The sequence below is a fragment of the Burkholderia sp. MR1-5-21 genome (assembly GCF_053427715.1).
This window is the reverse complement of record NZ_JBSAXD010000003.1, coordinates 193,031-212,307: the sequence shown is the minus strand read 5'-3', so window position 1 is coordinate 212,307 and position 19,277 is coordinate 193,031. Positions and strand designations below refer to the sequence as shown.

Here is a 19,277-nt window from a genome sequence, read left to right as displayed (position 1 = left end):
GGTCTGATCAATGGATGCGAAACGCCCGGTTACGAATATTTACAACGTGCGATGGCGGCGATTCGGCACATTCATACAATGCAATCACCTCAATGCGCTCCAAGGAGCAACAGATGAAACAACGACGCTTCCTGTCCGCGCTCGCAGCGGCACTCCTCGCGCTCGGCGCGGTCTCGGCACACGCGGCGGCAGGCGGTAACGGTGGCGGTAACGGCGGTGGCCATGGCGCGGGCGGCATGGGCGGCATGGGCGGGGCCGGCGGCATGTCCGCTGGCCACATGAGCGGCGAAGCGATGTCGAACTCGAACGGCTTCAAGTCCGGCGATCGCGACAAGGGGCTGTCGCGCGCAGCGGACCGCTCCGACACGATCTCCGATCGCGCGGGCGAGCAACCGGGCCGCGGTCACGTGCACGGCCATACCGCCCACACCACGCATACCGCGCATACGACGCACCACGCGAAGCACCACGGGCTCGAACGCACGCTGTAAGCGCCGATACGCAGTCGACACGCACCAAGGAAAAGGGCGCCCGAGGGCGCCCTTTGTCATGGCTGCGCGAAACGCTCAGCAGTTGCCTTTCTTTGCCTGTCCCGGCGGGCAGAAACCGTTGCCCGGGCCGCCTTGCGGCGCGACCACGACCGGTGCGCCCGGCACGTAGACCGCACAACCGCTCAGCACGCTCATCAATCCGGCTGCGGCCAGCAGCGCGATAACCCCTTTTTTCACTTCGTTTTCTCCGTTCTTTTCGTTCACAAAGGTGTGGGCCGCACGCGACCCTCACGGGTCAAGCCGTCAACACGCGACTCGCGTTGGTCAGAACGTGAAATTGACGTTCGTCTGGCTCGTCGTCGCATTGACGTTCGTCGCTTGCGTCGCGCCCGACGCGGCGTCCGCCTCGATCGTGTATTGGCCTGCGGAGACCGGCACCGCAGCCAGCGCGACCGGCAGCGAACCCGTAAACGTGCCGGCGATCGGCGCGGCCGTCGGCACCGACAGCGCGTAGATGCCGGTGTCCAGGTTCGCGTTCACGGACGTGATCTCGTAGGCGTTCGCACCGATCGGCTGCAGTGCGCGCACCAGCGCGTTCGCGCTCGGCGTGACCGTGCCGGTGACCGTGCTCATCGTCGACGCGGGCAGCGCGATCGGCACGTTCGACGTCGACACGGCCGTGGTCGTGTTCACGACCACCGGCACCGAGCGGACGACACCCGACGCGACGTTGTTCTGCACGATCACGACGTCGTAGTTGCCCTGCGTCGAGCTCTGGATCAGCGGCGACAGCACGAACTTGCCGCTGCTGTCGGCCACCGTGCCGCGCACCACCTGGCCGCCCTGTTCCGCGTACACGGTCGCGCCGGCTTCGGCCAGCGCAACGTAGCCGGAGATCGCGCCGCTGACGACGGTCGGCGTCGCGGTCACGACAGGCTTCAGTGCGTAAGCGCCGTTGCCGTGCTGCACGACCGACTTGCACGCGTTGAAGTCGAGCACGAGGTCGACGAGCGTGTTCGGCTGCACCGTGAACGGGCTGATGATCTTGATCCCGCTTTGCGCCGCGCTGGGCGTCGCGAGCGCCTGCTCGGTGCCGCCCGTCGGTACGACCGAGTTCGCGAGCGCGTTGCCCTGGTTTTGCGCGAGCACGAGGCGCACCTGCTGGTATTGGCCGGCCGGCAGCGCGGTCTGGCCGAGGTCGGCGAGCGCGCCGTTGGTCAGCGTCAGCAGGTCGATCTTCTGCGGCACCGGCAGCATGATCGTCGACCAGCCGGCGTCGTTGTCGCCGGCGTTCGCGTTCGCGTTGACGCGCACCTGCGACACGGTGACAAAGACGTGATCGAAGCCGCACGACGGCGCATCGGTCAGCGCGACGTGCAGCGTGCCGGTCTGCGCGCCGCTGCTGCCGCCGCCATCTCCACCGCCGCAGCCGACGAGCGCAAGTGACACGACGGACGCGCACGCGAGTGCCTTGAACAGGGTTTTCATGGAGACCCCTCCTTCGCTTATTTGTGTGGGTGCCCGGAGCATAGTGCCGGCCAATCGTTGCATCCCTTCAAATTTGCAACGAGGCGTAACCGCCCGGTCAAACAGCTTGCGGCCGCAAGCTTTCAGACATCCGACGACGTGAGCGGCACGTGTCGGAAAAGCGACGAAGTAAGGGGGGGCGCAACGTTGTTGCGATGCGTCACGACGGCCGCGATGGCGGGGCCGACGGACGCAGCCGCCGGCCCGGAGACTGGGCACGGAGCACGGCGCGAGCATCGGCCCGCGCCGCGTCCGACGTGCGTCAGCCCGCGTCGACCGCCTGCGCCGCCCGCCCGAACAGCGCATCGACGCCGCGCGCACGCACATACCGCACGCCGTCGCCGCCATTGCCACCATCCGCAAGCGCCCGGAAATGCGCTTCGCCGCACGCGAGCTTCGCGCGCGTGTGCTCGCGCAGCGGGCCGTCGTCGGCATCGCCCGGCGTATCGACGACGAAGTACAGCCGCGCGTCGCCGTCCTGCCCGGCCAGCACCGCCCAGTCCGGGTGATAGCTGCCGAGCGGCGTCGCCACCTTGAACCACGCGGGCAGCTTCGCATACAGCGTCACGTCGTCGTGCGCCTCGAGCGCGTCGGCGAATGCGCGTTCGGCGTCCGTCTCGCAGACCACCGCGTCGTGGATCGCCTTGCGCGCGTCCAGCCGCAGGTTGCGCAGGTAGCCCGTCAGCGCCTCGCTCTCGAACGATTCGAGCGCGTGCACGTGGCGGTCGCCGAGCGTGCGGTACGAGATGCCGTCGACGAGCGCGTACCGCTTGCAGCGGTTGATCGCATCGGCCGCGAGCGCAATGAACTGCTGCGGGTTGACGCGGAAGTCGTCGAGCCGGCCGCTGTCCGCGAGGATCGTCGCGAGCGAGCGGCGCGTGAGCTGCGTCCGGTCCTGCAGCTCGGTGAGCAGGTCGGGCAGCAGCAGCTCGCCTTCGTCGATCAGCACCGTGCCGGCGCCCGCGACCTCGATCGCCTCGACGCCCGACTGGCCGATGTCGATCTCGGCCTTGCGCCACTGCAGCCGCGCACGCGCGACGTCCGGCGCGTCGCGCAACGCGGCCGCGCAGTCCTGCACGAGCTTCGCGTTGTCGAACTGCACGCGGTACACGGTGCGGTGCTTGATGCGGTCCCACAGCGCGCGGAAGTCGTTGCCGAGCACGACCGCCTTGCCCGACGCGTCGCGACGCAGCGCGATCTCGCAGCGTTCGTCCGCGTTGCGCACCGCGAAGCGGCCCGACAGCTTGCGCAGCGTCGCGACGATCGCGGTGCGCAGCGTCTCGAACGCGCCCGGCAGCACGAGCGCGCTCTGCCGCAGCGCATCCTTCAGCCGGTCGAGCACCTTGCCTTGCGCGTCGATGTAGCCGCACTCGTGCAGATGCGTCCACAGCACGCGCGACAGCTCGATGCCGAGCGCATGCGCGGGCCCGTCGCCTTCCTGCACGGCAAGCGCCGCGAACTGGTGTTCGCCGACGATCCCGAAGCGGATGCCCGTGTCGGCCTCGATTTCCTTCTGCAGGTTCTCCGCGAAGCTCTCGTAGCGTTCGGTCGCGATCACGGTGAGCGTGTTGACGCCCGGATCGCGCACCCGTTCGCCGTCCTGGTCGACGGCGAGTCGCAGTCCGCGGCCGAGCGTCTGGCGGCGCTCGCGTTCGGTCTGGATGTCGCGCAGCGTGCAGATCTGGAACACGTTCGGGTTGTCCCAGCCTTCCTTCAGCGCCGAGTGCGAGAAGATGAACTTCAGCGGCGTGTCGAACGACAGCAGCGCTTCCTTCTCGCGCATGATGAGCCCGTACGCGCGCTCCGCGTTCTCGCGGCTCGCGGCGCTGCTCTCGCTCGTGTCGGTCCAGCCGCCCTTGCGGTCGATCGAGAAGTAGCCGTTGTGCGCGGCTTCCACTTCGCGCGCGATGTCGACGCCGTCGAACAGCGCACGGTACGCGGGCACGCGCGCCGCGCGCGCATATTCCTCTTCGAAGATCCGCGCGTAGTCGCCCTTCACGGGCGCGCCGTTCGCGTCGTACTTCCGATAGCGTTCGACCGAATCGACGAAGAACAGCGACAGCACCTTCACGCCGCGCTCGGACAGCCGCAGCTCCTTGTCCAGATGCTCGCGGATCGTGCGGCGGATCATCTCGCGCTGCACGGCGAGCGTGTCGATGTCGCCGTACGCTTCGCCGAGCGACAGGAACGACTCGCCTTCGGCGTTGCGCAGCTCGATGTATTCGGCGCCTTTTACCGCATGCACTTCGCCGATCCGCAGCCCCGCGTATAGCTCGCGCTTCGTCACGCGCTCGAGATCGTCGCCGTCGGTCACGGACACGATCTGCCGCTTCACGCCGGTCGCCATCGCGACGTCGAGCTCGACGCGCGCGGCGATCGCGCCGCGCCGGTTCGACACGCCGACGAGCCGCAGGTACGGCTTGTTGTGCGCATCCTCGACGATCGCCGACGCGATCTCGATCTGCTTGACGAGCTTGCGCTCGTACGCATCGACCGCGTCGAGCCGGTACACCATGTGGTGCCGGTCGACGTGCGTCGCCGAGTAGCGCAGCGTGCACAGCGGGTCCATCGCGGCGAGCGCCTCGCGGCCGCGCCCTTCGAGGCCGCCGTCGACGCTTTGCGGCTCGTCGACGATCACGATCGGCCGCGTCGCGCGGATCAGGTCGATCGGCTTCTCGCCGCCCGTCTTCTCGCTGTCCTTGTAGAGGTTGTTGATGTCCTTCTTGTTGATCGCGGCGACCGTCATCACCATGATCTGGATCGCCGCGCTCGCCGCGAAGTGGCGCACCTGGCCGAGCTTCGCCGAGTCGTACAGGAAGTAGTCGTACGGCACGCCCGCATACAGCCCGCGGAAGTGATCCTCGGTGATCAGGAGCGTCTTGTGCACGCCTTCCTTGATCGCGACCGACGGCACGACGATCACGAACTTCGTGAAGCCGTAGCGGCGGTTCAGCTCGAAGATCGTGCGCAGGTACACGTAGGTCTTGCCGGTGCCGGTCTCCATCTCGACCGTGAAGTCGCGCGACGCCGGATCGCCGGACGGCGGCAGCCCGCCGCGCAGCTGCACGTCCGCGAGGTTGCGCGCGAGCGCGTCGTCGGTGATCGACAGGTGGTTGCCGACGCCGCGTTCCGACAGCGCGAAGCCGAGCGCCGCCTGTGCGCTCGCCGACGTGCCGGGCGCCGCGTTCGCGAGCACGCTGAAGTCGCCCTGGCACGCTTCCTGGCCGCGGAACAGGTCGCAGACGGCGTCGATCGCGTCGCGCTGGTAGTCGAGGTCCGCTTCGAAATGCAGCCGCATCACAGGCTCCGTACGCGCTTCACGCCGTGCTGCTCGAGCAGCGCGGCGAGATTGAGCTTCGCGACGTCGTCGACGAAGCCGCTGTCGCGGAACAGGCACGTGACGTCGCGCGTCGCGCCGTGCGCGTCGAGCAGCGCGACGATCCCGTCGGCGAGCGGCTCGGCGTCGTCGCGCGACACGCGCGCGGCGAAGCATGCGACGATCGTCTGGCCGATCAGGTGCACCGTCTTGCCGGCGATCGCGTGATGCGTGACCGGCGTGCACAGGTCGAGGCCGAGCTTCAGCGTCAGCTCGGCGAGCAGGTCGTCGTCGGTGCGGCCCGTCTTCACGTGCTCGACCGATGCGAACAGCGCGTGGTCGAAGTCGTTGCGGCGCGGGTCCCACTCGATCACGTTGGTCGTGTCGAGCCGGTACACGCGAAAACCCAGGTCGCCATAGCTTTCCGGATAGTCGCGCGCGACCTGCTGCGCGGCGCGGCGCAGGCGCTCCTTCGTCACCTCGGCGAGCGTCGCGGGCTTCTTCAGCTTCGCGCAGAACTCGGCCGCTGCCTGCTGCGTCTTGTCATGCTTGTCGAGCGGCTCGGGGAGCTGCACGAGCACATAGCGGCGCGCGCCGCCGTCGGTCGCGTTCAGCTGCATCACCGCGTGGCCGGTCGAGCCGGAGCCCGCGAAGCAGTCGACGACGATGTCGTCGCCGCGCGTGCACCAGCCGATCACCGCCGCCGCGAAATCGACCGGCTTCGGCTGCTCGAACGGCACGCCGAGCGCCTTCAGCAGTGCGTCGTCGGAGCCGGCGAACGGCAGCACCGACGGCACGTTCTCGTACATGTTCTCGTCGAGGTAGTAGATCCGCTGCGGCTGCGTGGTTTCGTCCGCGCCGAACTCGATCAGCCCGCGCTCGAGCAGCGCCTGCATCGTCGCGGGCGGATTGCGCCAGCCGCGCTCGGGCATCGCGCACGGCTTGCCGGTGACCGGGTGGACGAGCGGCACGAAGTATTCGTCCGGCGCCTTCTTCTTGTTCGGCCATGCCATCGACACGAGGCGGTACACGCGCCCGCTCTCCGACAGCCGGTCGTACATCACTTCGCCGCCGGACAGGTTGGTCTGCGCCTTGACCCACGCGCGGTACGTCTGCGCGGCGTCGGCGGGCGTGCCGCTGCGGCGCATCGCGTCGTACGCGGCGTCGAGCATCCGCTGCGCGTTGCGCTTCGGGCGCTTCAGCGGCGTCGCTTCGTGCAGCGCCTCCGCGTTGCGCGCGAACAGCACGAGCGATTCGTGCTGGTACGCGACGCCGCGCGCGTCGCCCTTCGGATTGCGCTTGTCCCACACGGCGACGCCGAGCTCGTTCTCCTCGCCGAAGATCTCGCGCAGCATCAGCACGAGCGCATGCACTTCGTGCTCGTCGATGTGCACGGCGATCACGCCGGCGTCGGACAGCAGCGCGTGCGCGAGCTTCAGGCGCGGGTACATCATGTTCAGCCAGTCGGTGTGGAACCGGCCGTTCGCCTCGGTGTTGGTGCTGCGCTTCACGCCGCCGTCCGTCTGGCCCGTGACCGCGAGGTAATGGCGCAGGCTGTCGCTGAAGTCGTCCGGATAGACGAAATCGCTGCCGGTGTTGTACGGCGGGTCGATGTAGACCAGCTTCACCTTGCCCGCGTAGCTCTTGTGCAGCAGCTTCATCACGTCGAGGTTGTCGCCCTCGATCACGAGGTGGCGGGTGTCGTCCCACGCGACGCTGTCGGCCGGGCAGGGCCGCAGCGTGCCGGTCGACGGCGTGAGCGCGGCCTGCCGCGCACGGCACTTGCCGTGCCAGTGGAAGCCGTATCGTTCGTCGGCGTCGCCGACCGTGCGATCGCCGACCAGCGCCTTCAGCGCGTCGACGTCGACCGACGCGCCGTCAGGGCCCTCGGTCACGAGTTCGGGGAACAGCGCCTTCAGGCGCGCGACGTTGTCGGCGGTGAAATCCGTCGACATCGCCTGCGGGCTCGCCGCATCGAGTTTCTGCATCGTCCTTTTCCATCCTGGGCCCGGCCGCGCCGCGCCCGGAGGTCGGGCGCCGCGGCGGGCGAACCCGAAACGCTAGCGAGTCGGTCGGCCGAGGTCAAGCGCCGGCGTGCACCGGAAACCGGCGCATCGGCCGGATCGCCCGCCGGACGGACGGTGCGCGGGGGCGGGCCGGTTGTCGCAGCGCGCGGCGCGCCTGGCGGAAAAGGGGGAAAAAAGGCGAAAAGACGGCACAAAAAAAGGGGCACGGTCGGCGCGAAGCGCCACCGTGCCCTGCATGGAGAATTGAAAAACGGTGCCAGTCATGCGGGCGCGCGCGGCGCCCGCATGGGGTCAGAAGCGGGTCCGGATGCCGGTCGTCAGCTCGAGCTGGTTCTTCGCGCCAAACGTCGACGACACCTTGTAGCCGCCATGCAGCTTCATGTAGTCGCCAGCGAAGTAGAGTTCGGTGCGCTTGCTCAGGTGATAGAACACCGACCCGTAGAGCGTTTCCTTGAAGCCGCTGCCGACGCCGTTCGTCAGGCTGAACGCGCCGAGGTTCGCGTTCGGCGTGAAGCCGTCCGAGTTGTACGCGGCGTTCTTGATGCGCATCTGCTGATAGCCGAGCTCGTAGTCGAGCGGACCCTTCGGCGCGATCTTCATCGACACGGTCCACGAATCGTCGTGACGCTGGCCGAGCGGGCCCTGGTCGCCGTTGTAGCGGAAGTAGCCGGCATTCAGGCGCACGATGCTGAACGTGTAGTTGCCGCCGACCGAGAACGTCTGGTTCCTGAAGCCGCCGTTGTTCACGTGGCTGTAGAAGCCCGACACGTTGAACGGCCCGCCGTTGTAGCCGAGCGCGGCCTGGTACGCGGAGCCGGTCGCGAACGCCGTCGAGTTGCTGAACTGGTAGCCCGCGCTCGCGAAGATGCCGTTGCTGAACAGCTTCTTCCACGCGATGCCGTTGTTGTAGCGCGTGCCGGTCGGGCCGGCCGCGTAGAAGATCATCTGCTTGAAGTTGTTCGAGTTGGTAAAGCCGCCTTCCTCGGTCGTCAGCTGCGCGGTGCCGTACGCGTCGCCGTAGATCGCCGCCGCGTCGCGCGCGATCGTGTTCTGGAAGCCGGCCGTCAGCTTGCCGAAGCGCTGGTCTTCGACGCCGACCCACGAGTCGCGGTCGAAGATCTGGCCCGGGTCTTCCATCTGGCCGTTCGCGACCACGTATTCGCTTTCGAGGCGGAAGATGATCTTCGTGCCGCCGCCGATGTCTTCGGCGCCCTTCAGGCCCCAGCGGCTGCCGCTGAACCACGGCTCGCCTTCGTTGCCCATGCCGATCACGTGATTGCCGTTCGCGTCGGCGTGCGTCCGGTAAGTCGGGAAGCTCATGTCGATCAGGCCATAGAGCTGCACGCTCGATTGCGCGTGTGCCTGCGTGACGCCGCACAGCCCCGCTGCGATGGAAAGGGCAAGGTATTTTCGTTTCAAGATCGTCTCCTCCGAGCTGCCGCATTGAAATTCGGTTGTTGGCAGTACGTAATGTATGCCGTCTCCTGCCGGCCTTAGCGAGAGGACCGACGCGTAGCATCGTAGGTCGAACAACCCTTCGCGCCGCTTTCGCGGGCTTGCGGATCGGATCAGTGAAAACACCGAACGACAGCAGTGCACCGGAGTCCTGATGGACGCAGAGGCCCGCTAGACGGGGCAGAGCGGGATCGTCGCGCCGCGCAAGCGATTGCCGGGCGTGTGCATAAATACAACAGTGGTCGAGCCGCGATCGGGCAGGGTGGGCCCGCGATGCGCGGGCGTGCGCAAGCGCTGCCGCTGTCGCGGCAGGCCGTGGAGGCGCGCGGCGTCAGCCTTGCGCGGTCTTCGCGCGCAGGATGTAGCCGAGCCCGCGCAGCGTGATGATCTCCGCCGTGCTGCCGGCAAGATGCTTGCGCAGCCGGTGGATGTAGATGTCGATCGCGTCCGCGCTCGGTTCGTCGTCGAGCGCGAACACGCTGTCCATCAGCCGGGCCTTCGACACGGTCTTGTTCTGCTGCAGCATCAGCGTCTCGAGGATCGCGTGTTCGCGGCGGCGCAGCACGAGCGGCACGTCGTTGCAGCGGAATTCGCGCGTGCCGAACGCGTAGACGAGATCGCCGCACACGAGCTGCGTCGCGCCGACGCCCGCCTGGCGGCGGATCAGCGCGCGGATCCTGGCGACGAGCTCGCGCGACTCGAACGGCTTCACGACGTAGTCGTCGGCGCCCGCGCCGAAGCAGTCGACCTTGTCGTCGACCGAGCCGTGCGCGGTCAGCATCAGCACCGGCACGTTGTCGTTGCGGCGCCGCAGGCGCGCGAGCACTTCCTTGCCGCTGATGCCGGGCAGTCGCATGTCGAGCAGCACCGCGTCGTAGCGCTCGGTCTTCAGCACCGCGTCCGCGCCTTCGCCGTCGCCGACGCTGTCGACCGCGAAATCCTCGCCGCGCAGCAGGTTCACGATCCAGTGCGAGAGTTCGGCGTTGTCTTCGACCAGCAGGAGTTTCATGACTCTTTCTCTTCAAACATACGCAGGCAGCCGCACCGTCACGACGACCCCGCGGTTGCCGGGCCCCGGCGCGAGCGACGCCATCCCGCCGTGCGCCTGTGCGATCTCGCGCACGATCGCGAGGCCGAGCCCCGATCCTTCAGTATCGCTCGACACGCGGTAGAAGCGCTTGAACACATGCGGGCGCGCCTCCGCCGGAATGCCGGGGCCGTTGTCGATCACGTCGAGCACGACCGTGTCGCCGTCGCGGCGCGCGGCGACCGTCACGCAGCCGCCCGGCTGCGTGTAGCGCACCGCATTGTCGACGAGGTTCATCACGAGCGCGGTCAGCAGGCTGTCGCTGCCCGTCACGTCGAGATGGTCGCCCAGGTCCGCGCCGAGGTCGATATTGCGCCGTTGCGCGAGCACGATCGTCTCCTCGAACACGCTCGATACGACCGCGGCGAGGTCGACGCGATGCGTGAGCAGCGTCGACGGCGTCGCCTCCGCATGCGCGAGCAACAGCAGCTTGTCGGTCACGTCGGCCATCTTGCGGCTGCTGCGCTGCATGCTGTCGAGCATCGCGATCAACTCCGGATCGTCGCGCTCGCGCTGCTGCGCGTACTGGATCTGCGTGTCGAGCACCGCGATCGGCGTGCGCAGCTGGTGCGCGGCGTCGGCGATGAAGCGCCGCTGCGTCGCGGTATGCGTGTTCAGCCGCGCGATGCACTGGTTGATCGCGTCGACGATCGGCCGCAGTTCATGCTGCAGCCGCTCGGGGCGGATCGGCTCCAGCTCCATCGGGCCGCGGTCGGCGACGTCGTCCTTCAGCTTCATCAGCGGCCGCAGCTCGAAGGTCAGGCCGAGATACACGAGCACGACCGCCAGCATCAGCATCAGCGACAGCCGCGCGAGCTGCGGCCGCCAGATCGTGTCGACCATCGCGCCGCGCGAGCGCGTCGTCTTCGCGACGGCCACCGTCACCGTCTCGACCTGGCCCTCGTTGTACAGCTGGCGGTCGTACGCGACCGCGCGCAGCGCGATGCCGTCGAGCGCGGTGTCGTACAGCGCCGGATCGGCGCCGTGCTGCGCGGGCACCTCGAGCTCGGGATTGCCCGCGAGCAGCCGGCCGTGGCCGTCGATCACCTTGTAGAACACCGAATCGCGCGACGGCGACTCGAAAATCTCCAGCGCGGCGGGCGGCACGTCGGCCGCCAGGTAGCCGTTGCGCCACTCGACATCCTCGCCGATCGTGCGCGCGGACGCGACGAGCGCGCTGTCCTGCACGAGGTCGGCGGTGCGGCGCGCGGTGTCGTATGACATCGCGCCCGCGATCAGCACGAACACCGCGAGCGGCAGCAGCAGCCACCAGAGCAGCCGCCCACGCAGGCTGTGCGTCATCCGTTCTCGCTCCTTCTCCTCAATGCCGAACCGCGCCGGGGCCGGGAGGGCCTCAGGCGCGGTCGGGTCCATCTTTATCGTGCGGCGCGTGCGGCGCTCAGAACTGCGCCGGACGCCACTTCAGCAGCCGCTTCTCCAGCCAGGTCAGCAGGTAGTCGGCGGCAAGCGCGACCACGGCCAGCACGATCATCGCCGCGAACACGCCGCTCGCGTTGAACGCGCCCTGGGCCGTGGAGATTAGCAGGCCGATGCCCTGCTTGGAACCCAGGAATTCGCCGACGACCGCACCGACCAGCGCGAAGCCGAAGCTCACGTGCAGGCTCGCGAGAATCCAGGAGAGCGCGGACGGAATCACGACCGACGTGGTGATCTGCCGGCGCGACGCGCCGAGGATCTGCGCGTTCGCGATCAGGTAGCGGTCCGCTTCGCGCACGCCCTGGAACGCGTTGCCGAACACGACGAAGAACACCATCACGACGGCGAGCGCGATCTTCGACGCCATCCCGAGGCCGAGCGCGATCACGAAGATCGAGCCGAGCACGACGCGCGGGATTGAGTTCGCGATCTGAATATAGAGGCCGAACACGTCGGACATCAGCTTGTTGCGGCCGAGCACGATGCCGCAGAGCACGCCGGCGACCGAGCCGATCAGGAAGCCGATCGTGGTTTCCTCGAGCGTCACCCAGACCTGCGTGAGCAGCGGCCCTTGCGACGTGCCGTTGACGAACCAGTCCTGGATCTGCGCAAAGATCAGCGTCGGCTGCGAGAAAAAGAACGGATCGATCCACTTGAGTCGTGCGGCGAGTTCCCAGCCGCCCAGCACGACGACGAGCACGGCGATCCGCAGGCCGATGATCAGTTGCCGGCGGCGGCGCAGCCGGGCCTGTGCGACGCGCGACTCTTCCTCGAGCGTCGTCGTCGGAATGGCGGTGGGGGGAAGCGTCATGTCAGTCATGCTCCTGTCCTTGCTTTGTTCTTGCTTGCGTCAGCCGATCTGCACTTCTTCGCGCAGGTCGTGCCAGATGTCCTTGGAAATCTCGATGAAGTGCGGGTGATAGCGAATCTCCGACGTGACGCGCGGGCGCGGCAGGTCGATCGGGTACACGCGCTTCAGCGTCGCCGGGCGCGCGGTCAGCACGAACACGCGGTCCGCGAGCGCGATCGCCTCTTCGAGATCGTGCGTGACGAACACGACGGAACCCTTGTTCGCGGACCAGAGCTGCAGCAGCTCGTCCTGCATCAGCGTGCGGGTCTGCATGTCGAGCGCGGAGAACGGCTCGTCCATCAGCAGGATTTCCGGCTGGTTGATGAAGGTCTGCGCGAGCGCGACGCGCTTGCGCATCCCGCCCGACAGCTGGTGCGGGTAGTGCTTCGTGAACTTGTCGAGACCGACCTTGCGGATCCATTCCTCGGCCTGCGCATAGGCGACGTCCTTCGAGCGGCCGCGAAACAGCGGGCCTGCGGCGACGTTGTCGATCACGTTGCGCCACGGGAACACGGCGTCCGCCTGGAACACGAAACCGATGCGCGGGTCGATCCCGTCGACCGGGCGGCCCATCACGCGCACCTCGCCCGAGGCGGGCTTCAGCAGCCCCGTGATCAGGTTCAGCGTCGTCGATTTGCCGCAGCCGGTCGGCCCGACGATCGCGATGAATTCGCCGCGCGCGACGCTCATGCTGAAGTCGCGCAGCGCGACGGTTGCCTTGCCTTCCGGCGAAATGAAGCGGCACGACACGTTGCGAAACTCGATCGCCGGTGTGCTCGGTGAAACTGCCTGGTTCATCGCATGTTGTCCTGCGTATGGCGCGCCGCCTTGCGGGCGGCGCCGGGGCCGGTCAGCCGGGCCGGAACGGGGGACCGGGGCGGCGGGATCGTCCGCCGCCGCGGCACTTACTTCGCGCTCACGTACTCGTTGGTGTAGGTACGCGACAGGTCGATGTGCTTGCCCTTCACCGACGGGTTGAACGCCGACAGCACCTTCAGCACGGTCGCCGGGCCGTCGGCCGGCATCTTCGCGTCGGACGTGTACATCGGCAGCGACGCCTTCAGCGCGGTCACGTACATCGCCTTGTCCTTCTGGTAGTCGGCCGGCATCTTCGCGGCGATGTCCTCGGCGCTGTGCGTATGGATGAACTGCATCGTCTTCGCGAACGCATGCGCGAGCTTGGTCGCCTGCTCCTTGTGTGCATCGGCCCACGCGGACTGCACGTACAGGCTCGCGGCCGGATACGTGCCGCCGAGCGCCGCGCGCGTGCCTTCGACGGTGCGCATGTCGACCAGCACCTTCGCGTCGCCCATCTTCTCGAGCGCGGACACGGTCGGCTCGGTCGTCATCCCGGCGTCGATCCGACCCTGCTTGATCGCGGCGATGAAGCTCGCGTCGGCGCCGACCGGCAGCATCGTGAACTGGGTCGACTGCACGCCGTGCTGCAGTGCGAGGTATTGGGTGAGGAAGCTCGTCGACGAGCCGAGGCCCGTCACGCCGAGCGTCTTGCCCTTCGCGTCGGCCATCGACTTGAACGTCGGCGCGGCCTTCGTCGACACCATCTCGACTTCGCCCGGCACCTGGCCGAACACGGCGATCGCCTTCACGTCCTTGCCCTTGCTCTGCAAGTCGATCGTGTGGTCGTAGAAGCCGACGACGCCCTGCACGGCGCCCGCGAGCAGCTCGTTCTCGGCGTCGACGCCGGCCGGCTGCGACAGCAGCTCGACGTCGAGCCCTTCGTCCTTGAAGTAGCCGAGTTCCTGGGTCAGGCGCGCGGGCAGGTAGATCAGCTTCGCGATCCCGCCGACCATGATCGTGACCTTGCCGCCGTCGTCGGCGGCAAACGCGGGGTGCGCGGCGAACACGCAGGTGAGGCTGGCTGCAACGGCGAGGTGGCGCAGGATGGGTCGCATCGGGTTGTCTCCGTTCGTTATCGGTGTGGCGCGATGCGTGTTGCATCGTTGAAACGAGTATAGAGACGCGAAACCTTCTGCAACCTTTCGCGCGTTGTCCGAACCTTTAGGGGTTTTCCATAGAAACCGCGCTCGGGGCGACGGGCCCGGGGTGTCGCGGCACGGGAACGCGGCGATGCCGGACAGGAAAAGGGTTTCGCGATTGCCCGATTATTTCAATTTATCGATGACAAGCCCAATAATGGAGGCGGTTTGCTGCATCGATATATCGCTTATCCGGCAGATAACCCATTCCCGGTCGAATTGCCGTGAAATCTGTCGCTCGCGTTGCCGGGCGAATTTCTTTTTATCCAATCAACATTTCCGGTGAATGAGTCTATGAGGACGTTCTCCATTGCCGTTGCCGACGACCATCCGGTCGTCGTGGCATTGCTGAAGCAACTGCCGCAATGGGCGCCGGCCTTTCGCATTGCGCATTGCTGCCAGAGCGGCGCGGCGCTGATCGATGCGCTGGGCCGATTGCCGACCGATCTCGTGATCGTCGACTATTCGATGAGGCGGGGCGACAACCCGATTGACGGCGTGTTGCTGTTGCGCAAGCTGCGCGACGTCGCGCCCCGTGCCAAATGCGTGATGTTTACCGCGCAGAAGAATCCGAGCGTCTACGCGGCCGCGATCCGGCTGGGTGTCACGGCAATCGTCAGCAAGGAAGACGACGTCGTCGAGATCGTCCGCGCGTGCAGGCATCTGGTCGCGGGCCGCTCACCCTATTTCTCGCCGACGGTGCGGGCGATCGTCGAGCGAGCCGGCGCGCTGCTGTGCGGCAGGCAGCCGAAGCTCACTCAAAAGGAACTCGACGTCGTGCGTCTGTTCGTCTCCGGGCACTCGCTCGCGAGCATCGCGAAGCAACTCGGCCGCTCGGTCAGCACCGTGTCGACGCAGAAATACATGGCGATGCAGAAACTGCAGGCCGATACGAATATGGACCTGATCCGGTACGCGTACGAAAGCGGGCTGGTTTGACGGCGTGCGATGCTGCACCACCTGCAGACAATCTTGAAGACCGCGTCCATTCGGTGGGACTTGTCTTAATAGGGCTTTGAAATACGACCAGCCTTTCCGGAGGAGTCAGTGAATCGATTCACCCTCATTCTTGTTTCCCGAATGGTGAATGCAGCAATCTCATGCATTGCGGTGCATTTTATCAATGTCGAATTCACGATCTTGCCGGCGGGAACGGCATCTACGCTACTGACCACCGCGATCGGTGTCGCATCGAGCGAGTCCTTTTTTCATCTTTCCAGAAGAATATGACCAAAGGGACATATCACGACCACGGCAGAAACATGATGTTTGACGACCGTCGAAACGGGTCGATCCAGCCATCCGCGCGCTATTTGTAGCTGATCGTAAAGGTCGCCGTGCCATTGGCGGTGCCCGGGCTGGCACTGGACGCGGTCTGGTAATAGCGCGCCGTCAGCGGCACCGACAGGGTGCTCGACGGCGGCATGTCCGTCACCTTCCACGACTTGCCGAGCGGCACCGGCTTGCCGTCGCCCTTGAGCAGCTGGATGCCGACGCCTTTCGCCGTACTCGACGACGACAGCGACAGGATGCCGTCGGACGCGTTGTACGCGCTGCCGTCGAGCGTCAGGTGGACCGCGAAACTGCCGGCGACGTCGGCATCGCACTTCAGGCCGATCGTGAAGCTTTTCGACGACGACGTCGCACCGATGCCGGAACCCAGCCCCGACGACTTGCTGAGCTTGTGGGTGCCGAGATCCACGGCGACCTGCGTGCTCGACGGCGCGCACGTCGCCGCCTGGAACGAGATGTTCTTGAAGCCGTACGTGACGTAGCGGGCCGCTTTCGAATAGTCCTTGTTCGGGCCGCCGATCAGCGCCGTCAGCACCGACAGGACCGGAAACGGTGTCGGCCTGGACGGCGTCGCCCCGGTCTTCACCAGCTCGACGTCGATCGTCGCGGAAACGGTCGTCCACGTCAGCGACGAACTGATGGTCTTCCCCATCGGAAACGAGCCCGCGCCGGTGCCGCGGTTGCCGTTATAGGTCACGTACAGTCCGAGCCCGTTGGAAGTGAGGTCGGAATCGGCCATCCACCGATAGAGCGTCGCCTCGAAGTTGGCCGACCCGACCGTCTTCATGCAGGACGCGCTGATGTCGATCCCGGTCTTGCTCCACAGCACCGTGCCGATCGGCGCATCGGCCGCGATCCTGAACGGATCGGGCAGCGTGCCGAGTTCCGACGTGCTCGCGTTCTGGCAATTCGCGGCCGCTTGCGCGGTGCCCGTGCCAGCCGCGCAGGCCAGCAGGGCCACCGTGCAAGCCAGCCTGATGCGATCGATGGGCGTGTTCCTGTCGTTCATATGCGATTTCATCCGATGTGTCGTGGGCGCGTTCAGCGCGCCGTCATGCAGGCGGGGCCGCGTGCCGCGGCGGGTCGTCGGGGCCGGACGGCCGCGCGTCGAATTCGCATGGGGCATCGACGCGCTCGATGGCGGCTTGCCGAGTGCCGGCATCGAGCGGCGGCAGCGCCACGCGGATCGAGCATTGCCACGCGTCGGCGTGCCCCCATTTCACCGTCAGCGTGTCGTCCGGTTCCGCGACGCGCGCATAGATCTGGCCGCCCTGCGACACCACGCCGACGTTGTTGCCGCGCGCATCGAATACCGGCGCGCCGAACGGCAGTTCCCGGCCATCCGGCGTCGACGCGTGAATCAGCAGCGCCCGTCCCTTCACGGTCGGGTAGCGCAGCATCACGACGGCGCCCTGGCGCGGCGCCACCTGCAGGCTCGTCGTCTGCAGCTCGACGTCGGCGGGCAGGCCGCGCGGATCGATCTCGATCTGGTTGACCCGGTAAGGATTCAGGTACGGCACGACCGCATAGCCGCGCCGGTCGAGCGTGACGCCGCCGTATCCGGCCACCGTTGCGCCACCCGCCGCCGGCGCGGCGACGACGGCAACCGTGTCGGCCGCATAGGGTGTCGCCGTGACGCCCCCCGGATGCGCGACGATCGCGCCGCTCAGCCCGACCGAGCCCGACCCGTACCGATCGCCCTTGGCGAACGTGCCCTGGACCGTCGTATACGGCGTGCGGTACTGGCCGGACACGCTGCCCGAATACGTCGCACCCGCGTCGCGCGACGCGGAAACCGAATAGCTGCCCTGGTTCCGCGTGCCGACGAAACCGCTCGCGGTCATCGTCGACGTGACGCCGCGCAGGCTGTCGTGCGCGACGTTCGCGCTCGCGCGCGGCGCTTGCGCCGAGCGGCCGAGCGGCAGCGACACGGTCAGCATGGTCTGCGTATCGGCGCCGCCGCCGATCGCGCGCGCGCGGTTGACCGAGAGGCTATAGTCGACGACGCGGAAACGGTTGCTGTAGCCGATCTGGAATTGCGTATCGGTGCCGCGGCGCTCCCAGTAGTTCTGCGTGTACGCGCTCACGAACAACTGGCCGCCGTTGTCGCCGAACCGCTGCGACGCGGTGACCGATACCCGGTTGCGCGCGCGCCAGAGCGGCTGTGCCGCGAGGCCGGTCGCGTTGCGCCTGGCGTTGTCGACATAGGCGAGCGCGTTGTCGAGATCGAGATAGCCGGACGACGAGAAGCGATACGCGGCCACCGACAGGTTGCTGTTCGTCGCTTCCAGCGTCTTGCTGTACGTGATGCGTACGCTCGCGCCACGTGCCCGCCGGCCGTTCGACGACGTGAATGCGCCGGACACGTCGAGCGCCATCGCGCCGATCGGCGTATTGAACGCGCCGCCGACGAGCAGGTTCTGGTAGTCCTCGTTCGCGAGCACGCCGCCGTACAGCGTCAGCAGGTTGGACACACCACGCACGTAGGTCGCCTGCACGATGTGCGGCGTATACGACAGGTTCCGGTTGCGCACCACGCCCGCGACGAAACCGAACCGGTTCATGCCGGGCCGCAGCGACTGCGCGACCGATGCGTATGGCACCTTGAATGCGCGCTCGCTGCCGTCCGATTCGGTGACGGTCACGTCGAGATTGCCGCCGTAACCGGTCGGATAGAGGTCGTCGATCACGAACTGGCCGGGCGGCACCGTCGTTTCGTAGATGACCGCGCCGCTCTGGCGCACGGTCACGCGCGCATTCGAATTCGCAATGCCGCGAACGACCGGCGCATAGCCGCGACGGGAATCGGGCCACATGCGATCGTCGGTGGCGATCTGCACGCCGCGAAACGGAAACGTATCGAACAGCTCGCCGGACGTGTTCGCGTCGCCGAGCCTGACGCGCGCGTTGAGCGCCGTCAGGTCGCGTTGAACGTAGGTGTTGGCGATGCTGTAGTGCTGGCCGCCGCGATTCTGCCAGTTCAGCGCGCCGTCGTGACGGAAGTACCATCCGCCGACATTGAGGCCGGCGTTCAGTCCGACGTACGCCGAGTTGTCGCTGCGGCCGTCCACGACGTTTCCGTAGAAGTTCGCGCTGTAGCCGACGAATCCCGCGCTCACGCCGCCATCCCACATCGACGGATCGACGTAGCCGCGGGCCGTGCGGCGCAGCAGCGCCTGCGGGACATGGATGTCGAGGCGCGCCGAGCCGGCGTCGAACGACGCCGACGCGCCCGGCAGCAGCGAATCGAGCGAGTCGCACGCGGCGGGATCGGCGAGCCGCGCGAGCGCTTCCGGCGCGATCCGGCTCGTATCCGCGTTGATCCTGTCGAGCATGCGGCGGCTGAAGCACACTTGCGGGCCGTTGGCGCCCGATTCGCGCACGGTGACGTCGTCGCGGCCGAGCAGCGCGCCGTTCAGGTACACGTCGGCCCGGTATTCGCCGGGCCAGACCGGGTTGCCGTTCTCGAAACGGGACAGGTCGATTCCGCCATCCGGCGACGTCAGCACGAAGTCCGGGTTGAACTGCAGTGCCCGGGACGGCAGCGCGTCGCCCCGGCCCGGCCCGCCGATCCGGGGCTGCGGATCGGTCTCGCTCGCCGCTGCGCCGAGCGGCAGGGCCGACCACGCGAGCAGCGCTGTCGCGTACGACCGCCGCAGCACGCGCGCCGGCCGGCCGGTGCGCGGGGCGGACGCGGGATGGATGCATTTCATGGGTTTCGTTTCGGATGCTCGAATTGGACGGATCGCCGGCCTGCCTCGCCCGGCAGCGCGCGCAGGCGGCTCGAACGCGCGGGC

General features: G+C 67.3%; 15 protein-coding genes. 2 read left to right on the top strand and 13 right to left on the bottom strand.

Translation table 11 applies throughout. From position 1 onward, the window contains the following. The first annotated feature begins 113 nt into the window (after positions 1-113). Complete coding sequence (locus ACV229_RS05550) at positions 114-491, top strand: hypothetical protein (RefSeq protein ID WP_448082114.1); 378 nt, start codon at positions 114-116, stop codon at positions 489-491. A gap of 75 nt (positions 492-566) precedes the next feature. On the opposite strand, the gene ACV229_RS05545 is transcribed toward ACV229_RS05550, so the two are convergent. From ACV229_RS05545 to ACV229_RS05495, 11 genes are all read right to left on the bottom strand, one after another. Then, complete coding sequence (locus ACV229_RS05545) at positions 567-755, bottom strand: hypothetical protein (protein ID WP_448082317.1); 189 nt, start codon at positions 753-755, stop codon at positions 567-569. Between the two features lie 60 nt (positions 756-815). Next, positions 816-1,979 (bottom strand): DUF4382 domain-containing protein, encoded by a 1,164-nt coding sequence (locus tag ACV229_RS05540; RefSeq protein WP_448082113.1) that lies wholly within the window; start codon positions 1,977-1,979, stop codon positions 816-818. Between the two features lie 301 nt (positions 1,980-2,280). Then, positions 2,281-5,316 (bottom strand): type III restriction-modification system endonuclease, encoded by a 3,036-nt coding sequence (locus ACV229_RS05535; protein ID WP_448082112.1) that lies wholly within the window; start codon positions 5,314-5,316, stop codon positions 2,281-2,283. Further along, complete coding sequence (locus ACV229_RS05530; protein WP_448082111.1) at positions 5,316-7,322, bottom strand: site-specific DNA-methyltransferase; 2,007 nt, start codon at positions 7,320-7,322, stop codon at positions 5,316-5,318. Before ACV229_RS05530 ends, ACV229_RS05535 begins: the two co-directional genes overlap by 1 nt. Before the next feature lie 330 nt (positions 7,323-7,652). Further along, positions 7,653-8,780 (bottom strand): porin, encoded by a 1,128-nt coding sequence (locus ACV229_RS05525; protein ID WP_448082110.1) that lies wholly within the window; start codon positions 8,778-8,780, stop codon positions 7,653-7,655. Between the two features lie 367 nt (positions 8,781-9,147). Next, positions 9,148-9,825 carry a response regulator gene (locus ACV229_RS05520; protein ID WP_448082109.1) on the bottom strand — a complete coding sequence of 226 codons (678 nt, stop codon included), beginning with the start codon at positions 9,823-9,825 and terminating at the stop codon, positions 9,148-9,150. A 12-nt stretch (positions 9,826-9,837) separates the two neighbouring features. Then, a complete protein-coding gene (locus ACV229_RS05515; RefSeq protein WP_448082108.1) occupies positions 9,838-11,205 on the bottom strand; it encodes a sensor histidine kinase in 1,368 nt (455 codons plus the stop codon). A gap of 97 nt (positions 11,206-11,302) precedes the next feature. Continuing rightward, positions 11,303-12,160, bottom strand: a complete 858-nt coding sequence (locus ACV229_RS05510; RefSeq protein ID WP_448079597.1) for an ABC transporter permease — start codon at positions 12,158-12,160, stop codon at positions 11,303-11,305. A 30-nt stretch (positions 12,161-12,190) separates the two neighbouring features. After that, entirely contained in the window at positions 12,191-12,988 is a 798-nt protein-coding gene (locus ACV229_RS05505; RefSeq protein ID WP_010090260.1) for an ABC transporter ATP-binding protein, read from the bottom strand. A 107-nt stretch (positions 12,989-13,095) separates the two neighbouring features. Then, on the bottom strand, positions 13,096-14,103 hold the full coding sequence (locus tag ACV229_RS05500) for an ABC transporter substrate-binding protein (protein ID WP_448082107.1): 1,008 nt from the start codon (positions 14,101-14,103) through the stop codon (positions 13,096-13,098). A gap of 210 nt (positions 14,104-14,313) precedes the next feature. Then, positions 14,314-14,457 carry a hypothetical protein gene (locus ACV229_RS05495; protein ID WP_448082106.1) on the bottom strand — a complete coding sequence of 48 codons (144 nt, stop codon included), beginning with the start codon at positions 14,455-14,457 and terminating at the stop codon, positions 14,314-14,316. 24 nt (positions 14,458-14,481) lie between these two features. Here ACV229_RS05495 and ACV229_RS05490 point away from each other — a divergent pair, with 24 nt between their 5' ends. After that, a complete protein-coding gene (locus ACV229_RS05490) occupies positions 14,482-15,126 on the top strand; it encodes a response regulator (protein ID WP_448082105.1) in 645 nt (214 codons plus the stop codon). A 370-nt stretch (positions 15,127-15,496) separates the two neighbouring features. Here the strand turns inward: ACV229_RS05490 and ACV229_RS05485 are convergent, their stop codons facing one another. Then, a complete protein-coding gene (locus tag ACV229_RS05485; RefSeq protein WP_448082104.1) occupies positions 15,497-16,489 on the bottom strand; it encodes a fimbrial protein in 993 nt (330 codons plus the stop codon). 43 nt (positions 16,490-16,532) lie between these two features. Beyond that, positions 16,533-19,193 (bottom strand): fimbria/pilus outer membrane usher protein, encoded by a 2,661-nt coding sequence (locus ACV229_RS05480; RefSeq protein ID WP_448082103.1) that lies wholly within the window; start codon positions 19,191-19,193, stop codon positions 16,533-16,535. Positions 19,194-19,277: the final 84 nt, after the last annotated feature.